The sequence below is a fragment of the Mesorhizobium sp. M7A.F.Ca.CA.002.09.1.1 genome (assembly GCF_003998555.1).
In the GTDB taxonomy this organism is placed as follows: Bacteria; Pseudomonadota; Alphaproteobacteria; order Rhizobiales; family Rhizobiaceae; genus Mesorhizobium; species Mesorhizobium ciceri.
Window position 1 is genome coordinate 1 of record NZ_RZRR01000381.1, and the last position, 5,022, is coordinate 5,022.

Annotated in this window: 6 protein-coding genes; 3 read left to right on the forward strand and 3 right to left on the reverse strand. The window is 61.0% G+C overall.

Annotation, left to right across the window (positions count from 1 at the left end; translation table 11 throughout):
• Positions 1 to 497 (reverse strand): gluconate 2-dehydrogenase subunit 3 family protein (locus EN994_RS17415; RefSeq protein ID WP_127307677.1); only part of this gene is annotated, 497 nt, incomplete at its 3' end.
• Between the two features lie 81 nt (positions 498 to 578).
• Positions 579 to 974: a VOC family protein gene (locus EN994_RS17420; RefSeq protein ID WP_027161507.1), complete on the reverse strand. Its 396-nt coding sequence runs from the start codon at positions 972 to 974 to the stop codon at positions 579 to 581.
• A gap of 207 nt (positions 975 to 1,181) precedes the next feature.
• Between EN994_RS17420 and EN994_RS17425 the strand changes: the two genes are divergently transcribed.
• A complete protein-coding gene (locus EN994_RS17425; RefSeq protein ID WP_063167926.1) occupies positions 1,182 to 1,487 on the forward strand; it encodes a ribbon-helix-helix domain-containing protein in 306 nt (101 codons plus the stop codon).
• Positions 1,488 to 1,497: 10 nt separating this feature from the next.
• On the opposite strand, the gene EN994_RS17430 is transcribed toward EN994_RS17425, so the two are convergent.
• Entirely contained in the window at positions 1,498 to 1,935 is a 438-nt protein-coding gene (locus tag EN994_RS17430; RefSeq protein WP_063167925.1) for a VOC family protein, read from the reverse strand.
• A 588-nt stretch (positions 1,936 to 2,523) separates the two neighbouring features.
• Here EN994_RS17430 and EN994_RS17435 point away from each other — a divergent pair.
• Together EN994_RS17435 and EN994_RS17440 are read left to right on the forward strand one after the other, a co-directional pair.
• Positions 2,524 to 3,150: a gluconate 2-dehydrogenase subunit 3 family protein gene (locus EN994_RS17435; protein WP_244514297.1), complete on the forward strand. Its 627-nt coding sequence runs from the start codon at positions 2,524 to 2,526 to the stop codon at positions 3,148 to 3,150.
• A gap of 2 nt (positions 3,151 to 3,152) precedes the next feature.
• Entirely contained in the window at positions 3,153 to 4,919 is a 1,767-nt protein-coding gene (locus tag EN994_RS17440) for a GMC family oxidoreductase (protein ID WP_024503527.1), read from the forward strand.
• Positions 4,920 to 5,022 lie beyond the last annotated feature (103 nt).

Genomic DNA, 5,022 nt, shown 5'->3' on the forward strand with positions numbered 1-5,022 from the left:
ATGTAGCCGCCCTTGGAATAGGACTCGCCCTCGTAGCCGAAGATCGGCCACACCTCTTTCTGGTTGTAGAGGCCGACCACAAGGCCGCCTCTGATGGCCTGGAAAAACGGCGTCGCCTCGATCTGCTTCAGCACGCCGACGCGCTGGTCCTCCCAGCCGAGGCCGCGATAGCCGCCGCCACCGGATTTCTTGTCGAGGTCGGCGATGCCATCCTCGAGCATCGCCTTGTAGGCGGCGTCCTTGCCGGCCTGCTCGTCATGACCTTTCACGGCAATGGCGTAGTATTTGTCCGGCACCTGATCGTGCGGATAGATGTCACGCGCCATCTGGATCAGCGTCGCCATGGTTTCGGGCTTGAGTGCCGATGTCTCGAGCCCCCAGGCATGTTCAGGGCTGATGACGGCGCTACCGGAGATGACGAGCAGCGCCCCGATGCCGCCGCGTTTGAGAAGCTCACGACGGGAAAGCCCGGGCTTCGCGTCATAGATCGTGACCATTTTATTCCTCCCTGCTTGCTATGTGCACTGTTGAGAGTGCGTTTGCTGGCGCCGCACCTGCCGGCGCGACTGCTATGTCTCCTATTGGAAGCGACCTCCGCGCTGCAGAACCTCGATCTTGTAGCCGTCGGGGTCCTCGATGAAGAAAAAGCGGGCGATCAGCGATCCGTCGCGGTTGAACTCGACGATCTTCTTCGGATTCAGGCCAAGCGCACCGAGACGGTCATGTTCGCTGTCGAGGTCGGCGACGGAGACAGCGAAGTGACCGTAGCCGTCGCCGAGCCCGTAAGCTTCCTGCCGATCCTTGTTCACGGTCAGTTCGAGCTCGAACCCTGCCTCGGCATTGCTGAGGTAAAGGAGCGTGAACGTCTCGAAATCCAGCCTGTCGGCGACATTGAGCCCGAAGGCGTTTCTGTAGAAATCGACCGATCGGGTCTCGTCGAGAACCCGGATCATACTGTGGATCGCCTTGGCCAAATTAGTCTCCGCGCTGGTGTGGAGGCGATTATGCGCGGCGCGGACAAAAGGTGGTGGCAGCCGGTTACCACGCCCGCAGCCGCGAACGGGACGAAAGTCCGATTGCCGGACCGGCAATTTTGCCCGAGAATACGTGTGGGGACAGGTCAAGCAGTATCAAACTGCACGCCGTCCACCCAAGACCAACAATCATGGGAGGTTTGTCGGATGTGCAGGGTGTTTGCGGGCCAGGACCCCGAAGGCTATCGCCAGATCAACCGCTCGATTCGCATCGACGGTCACTCGACCAGCATCCAGCTCGAAGCGACGTTCTGGGCGTTGCTTGACGAGATCGCCGAAAACCAGAACCTGACGACGCCGAAATTCATCTCCAAGCTCTATGACGAAGCCATAGAGATCAACGGCGCCATCCCGAACTTTGCGTCGATGCTGCGCACCACCTGCGCGCTCTATCTGCGCGGCCATCGGCCGGGGATGGATGAGCAGATGGTGCCGAAGCGGCAGGCCGCTTAGCGCATTGCGCTCAGCTTAGTTCTTGCGCGAGCCCTATGAGAAGCCCTCCGGGCCCTCGAATGTAGCAGAGCCGATACACGTCTCTATACTGGACAACTTCGCCTTCGAGCCGCGCACCGCGATTGCGGAGCCTTTCAAGCGTCCCCTCAATGTCGTCCACGGCGAACATGACGCGGAGGTAGCCGAGGGCGTTAACCGGGGCGTTGCGGTGATCCGAGACGGCAGGCGGCGTGAGGAAGCGGGACAGTTCGAGCCGGCTGTGGCCGTCCGGCGTCCGCATCATGGCAATCTCGACGCGTTGATCGCCCAGTCCAGTGACACGTCCGGCCCATTCTCCTTCGATCGTGGCCCGCCCTTCGAGCTCAAGGCCGAGCTCGCCAAAGAAACCAATCGTCTCTTCGAGGTCATCGACGACGATTCCTATGTTGTCCATCCGTTTGAGCGCCATGTGTTCAGTCTACAAGGCGTCGTCCAGGTCGTAAACTCATTAGGCTGCTTGCCAGCTGAGCAGGTATGATCAAGGGGTCCGGAACGCCTCGTGATACGTCGCGGTGGCGCCCTGGTGTCGACCACTACCTCGAACGCCAGCCGGTCTGTGGCTGTCCCTGATTCATGCCTGATGGCACGATGCTGTTTCTATCGGTCCAGTATCCGGCCGCGTATGCCAGGACGCTCTGCAAGAGGCGACGCTGCAGCCCAAGTTCCGGGCGAAAACCGGCTTCCAACAGCACAAGCAGACCTGATCGACAGTAGACCAAACCCTCGCTAACGATTTTGTGATGTGGTTGACGAGGTCATTTTCATCTCGCAGTCTATCGGCATTCGATCTGCGGCTTAACCTAACTATCGTTGTCATGAATACTTGGGAATCACTTCCCAAGCGTGCTCTCTTATTTTTGAGATTCCTAATATGAACCGTCGCAACCCTGTCCGAATGAATCGGCGTCTTTTCCTGTCCTCGGTCGCAATGTTTACGGCAACCGCGACATCGGCCGGTTTTGCGCGATCGTTCTCGGGCACTTTGCCCTGGACGCCAATGACATCCGATCCACCGACGCAGGTCGTGGCAGGCGGCTGGCACTTTTTCTCGGCCCAGGAAGCAGCTCTAGTCGAGGCGATCGTCGACCGCATCATTCCGGCCGACGAGCTCAGCATGGGCGGCAAGGAAGCCGGTTGCGCCGTCTATATCGACAGGCAGTTGATGGGGGCGTTCGGTGCGTCGAGCCGGCTTTACACGCAAGGCCCGTTTCTGCCTGGACTGCCCACCCAGGGCTATCAGGGCGAGGCCAATCCGGCGCAGCGTTACCGCACCGGGCTTGCCGCCATCGACGCTTTCCTGAAACAGCGGGACGGCAAGACATTCGTCGAGCTCGCACCGGCCGAACAGGATGCCTTCCTGACGGCTATGGAGGCCGGGAAGGTCGACCTGCCCAATGGCGTCAAGGGGCCGGGTTTCTTCGGGCTTCTGCTGCAGAACACCATGGAGGGGTTCTTTGCCGACCCCGTCTATGGCGGCAACAAGGACATGGTCTCGTGGCGCATGCTTGGTTTTCCAGGCGCCCGCTACGACTACCGCGACCATGTCAGCAAACACAATCAGCCATATCCGCAGCCGCCTGTCTCGATCATCGGGCGCCCCGAATGGCTCGGCAAAGGCGCCTGATCATGACCAAGATACTGCCTCGCAAAGACGTCGTGATCGTCGGCCTCGGCTGGACGGGATCCATTCTGGCCCACGAATTGACCGATCAGGGCCTGGACGTGGTGGCTATAGAACGCGGCCCCTGGCGCGATACGGCAACCGATTTCAACATCGGCTACGCGCAGGATGAGTTGCGCTACAGCATCCGGCGCGACCTCTTCCTGCAGCCCGCCGTGGAAACCATGACGGTGCGCAACGACCCATCGCAGAAGGCGCTGCCGATGCGCGATTTCGGCTCCTTCCTCCCCGGCAACGGCGTCGGCGGCGCCGGCGTCCACTGGAACGGCCACACCTGGCGGTTCTGGGATTCAGACTTTCAGATAAAGACCAATCTGACCAAGAAATATGGTGCATCGAGAATCGCCGATCTCCAGGTCGAGGACTGGGGCGTGACCGGCGCGGAGATGGAGCCCTATTACGACCAGTTCGAGTATCTGGCAGGCATCTCGGGCAAGGCCGGCAATATCAAGGGGCAGTTGCAGGAAGGCGGCAATCCGTTCGAGGATCCAAGGTCGCGGGATTATCCGAACCCGCCGATGCAGATGACCTACGCGCCAACCCTGTTCGCCGAGGTCGGCCGGTCGATCGGCCTGCATCCCTTCCCGACCCCATCCGCCAACATGTCGCGGGCCTATGTCAACCCGCTCGGCATCGCCATGGGTCAATGCACCTATTGCGGATTCTGCGAACGCTTCGGCTGTGCCAACTATTCGAAGTCGAGCGCCCAGACCACCGTCCTTCCGGTGCTGATGAAGAAGTCCAATTTCGAAGTCCGCACCGACAGCGAGGTACTGCATGTCGATCTGGCTCCCGGAGGCAAGTCGGCGCGCGGCGTGACCTACGTCGATACCTCAGGCGAGGAGTACTTCCAGCCGGCCGATCTGGTGCTGCTGTGCGCCTACGGCCTGCACAATGCCCGGCTGATGATGCTGTCCGGCATCGGCAAGATCTACGACCCCGGCAGCGGCGAAGGAACGGTTGGGCGCAATTACTGCTACCAGACAAACGCCGGCGTGCAGGTGTTCTTCGACGACAAGAACTTCAACCCGTTCATCGCCGCAGGCGCGCTCGGCCAGACGATCGACGATTACAATGGTGACGCGTTCGACCACGGCGCGCTGGACTTCGTCGGCGGTGCGGGCATCAACTGCATTCCCACCAACGGGCGCCCGATCGGAACCAGGCCGACCCTGCCCGGCACGCCGAAATGGGGCAGCGCCTGGAAGAAGGCAACGGTCGAGGGCTACAAGAGCACGCTTGGCTACTCGTCCCAGGGAAGCAGCTACGCGACGCGCAACAACTACCTCGACCTCGACCCGACCTACAAGGACCGTTTCGGGCGGCCGCTGATGCGCATGACGTTCGATTTTCCCGACAACGACATCCGCATGTCGAACTATGTCTGCGACCGGATGGAGGAAATTGCCAAGGCGCTCGGCGGAAAGCAGTACGCCGTCAGCCGCCGCAAGAAAGGCTGGGACAGCGTCCCCTACCAGAGCACCCACAATACGGGCGGCGCCATCATGGGAACGGACCCGAAGAAGAGCGCGGTCAACACCTTCCTCCAGAGTTGGGACGTCCCCAACGTCTTTGTCATCGGTGCGTCGGCCTTCCCGCAGAATGCCGGCAAAAATCCGACAGGAACGGTCGGCGCGCTCGCTTTCCGCGCCGCCGATGCCATCCGCAATCAATATCTGCGCAATCCCGGTGCACCCCTGGTGCAGGCATGAACAAGCTCGTTCTCACGCTCGCCATCGGTGCTGCGGCCCTCACTGGCGGCCCGGCATGGAGTGCCGACCAGGCGGACCAGATCATACGTGGACAGTATCAGGC

Excerpts from the sequence above, each read along its gene's own strand:
- EN994_RS17425 (WP_063167926.1), top strand. The coding sequence starts at position 1,182 with ATGTGCAGGGTGTTTGCGGGCCAGGACCCCGAAGGCTATCGCCAGATC.
- EN994_RS17430 (WP_063167925.1), bottom strand. The coding sequence starts at position 1,935 with ATGGCGCTCAAACGGATGGACAACATAGGAATCGTCGTCGATGACCTC.
- EN994_RS17435 (WP_244514297.1), top strand. The coding sequence starts at position 2,524 with ATGACATCCGATCCACCGACGCAGGTCGTGGCAGGCGGCTGGCACTTT.
- EN994_RS17440 (WP_024503527.1), top strand. The coding sequence starts at position 3,153 with ATGACCAAGATACTGCCTCGCAAAGACGTCGTGATCGTCGGCCTCGGC.